Annotated in this window: 1 protein-coding gene; it reads left to right on the forward strand. The window is 54.3% G+C overall.

Features of this window, described 5'->3' with window-relative positions; genetic code table 11:
• Positions 1 to 368: 368 nt before the first annotated feature.
• Positions 369 to 1,043, forward strand: a complete 675-nt coding sequence (locus HYI44_RS29095) for a DUF2931 family protein (protein WP_225571204.1) — start codon at positions 369 to 371, stop codon at positions 1,041 to 1,043.
• Positions 1,044 to 1,704: the final 661 nt, after the last annotated feature.

Consider the following 1,704-nt stretch of genomic DNA (forward strand, 5'->3'; position numbering starts at 1 on the left):
TGGGTGGAAGATGAGTGTATGAATCTAGTCAAAGTCGCACGAGGTCAGGCTGAGATAGAGCCCAAGGGACCTGATCTAGGGCTCTCAGGCGGAAGTTACTTTCCGCAATCGGAAGCCTCCAAACGCTATGTCGAAAAGTACGGAATCCCCTATGGGAGCTGGTAAATCGTCGTAGTTTTAGCTCGCCACTCGGCGGGCGTTCGCTATCCGGTGACGGGTTCCATCCCCACAGCTCATTAATGCACCCACCACGGACGGAATCCGCGTGCAGCATCCCCATGTCCCCGACTAGGAGTCACGATTATGAGAACACTATGGATTTTGTTGGGAGCCTTGTTACTGAGCGGCTGCCAGACCTCGGGCCAGTCCTGGGGGCACTCAGATCCCGNAGAACACTATGGATTTTGTTGGGAGCCTTGTTACTGAGCGGCTGCCAGACCTCGGGCCAGTCCTGGGGGCACTCAGATCCCGACGCTGTGCCCTGGGAAATAGGCTTTGTCACGCCTTATTCGATGGAAGGCTGGGTTGAGGACAGCGCTACCGTCGATGTCGATGGGAACCTGTATCGTCGGATTGGCAGTGGAGGCGCTGCCGGCGGAGGGAAAAATGGCACTGAGCTGGCCCGTGGCTGGGCCCGAACAGTTGGGGGAAACTACAGGACAGTACTGGATGCCAAACTGCCGGTGCGCATCTATGTGCGCTGGCAATCGGTTGTCGAACCGCAAACCTATCAAGGCTGGATTGAAATACCGGAAAGTGCGCGGCAGGTCATGCGTGATGCCCTGACCCAAAGTTGCCAAGAGCATCCAGAAATAAAGGAGTTTCGTACAGGAGTCGCCGTTTTGTTAGGCCTTGCGCCGGGTGGCATGGTGCAGGTCTGGGTGGAAGATAAATGTATGCATCCGGTCAAAGTCGCACGCGGCCAAGCGGAAATAGAGCCCCAGGGGCCATACCTTGGTCAGTCAGGCGGACACTACCATCCCCAGACGGAAGCCTCCAAACGCTATGTCGAACAATACGGAATCCCCTATGGGAGCTGGTAAATCGACGTAGTTTTAGCTCGCCACCCAGCGGGCTTTCGCTATCCGGTGATGTGTTTCATCCCCGCAGCTCATTAATGCAGCCCCCTGCGCGTGATTACGAGCGGGAGATCGTGGAAATCAAGAGAAGTCGCGTCATCGGCGTGCCCTGTCAGTTGGATATTGACTCGTTTAGTTAGCGACAAAAGATCGCGGTCAGCCCATCACGGGTTGGCCGGCTACTTTTTCATTTTGTAGTTGGGCTTTTCCTGTACTCGTCAGTCAATGCTGGTGCTCCCCCATAAGTTCGATAGCGCGAGGAGCCCTTCGCCAGACTACGAAGGCGCATCGTTACACCTGGATCATCTGGAGCGGTCGCAGTCTCTTTTAGCGCCGGTCAGCGAAGATCCTGAGGTGCGCGCAATGCTCTGTGGTGTTGATCATCGGCGCAATGCAGGGTTTTCCGAGCTGTTTTCAGACAAGTCCTAGATCCATTCATGTTGCACCTCCCTAAGATCGATTTGTTTTTCTAACGATATCAACTCAAGCAGAGCAATCGCGCCTTCAATACCGGGTGTGGGTCGTTTAAAAATTAAAAGTTCAAGGAAGGAATGATTATGCTGGCTGAACATCTCGGTAGGAGGTGTAGTGGTCAACTAATCCCGGACACGACGTTAAGTTTTTC

Origin of the sequence: Pseudomonas sp. Y24-6 (genome assembly GCF_020295325.1) — a bacterium.
Classification (GTDB): domain Bacteria; phylum Pseudomonadota; class Gammaproteobacteria; order Pseudomonadales; family Pseudomonadaceae; genus Aquipseudomonas; species Aquipseudomonas gregormendelii.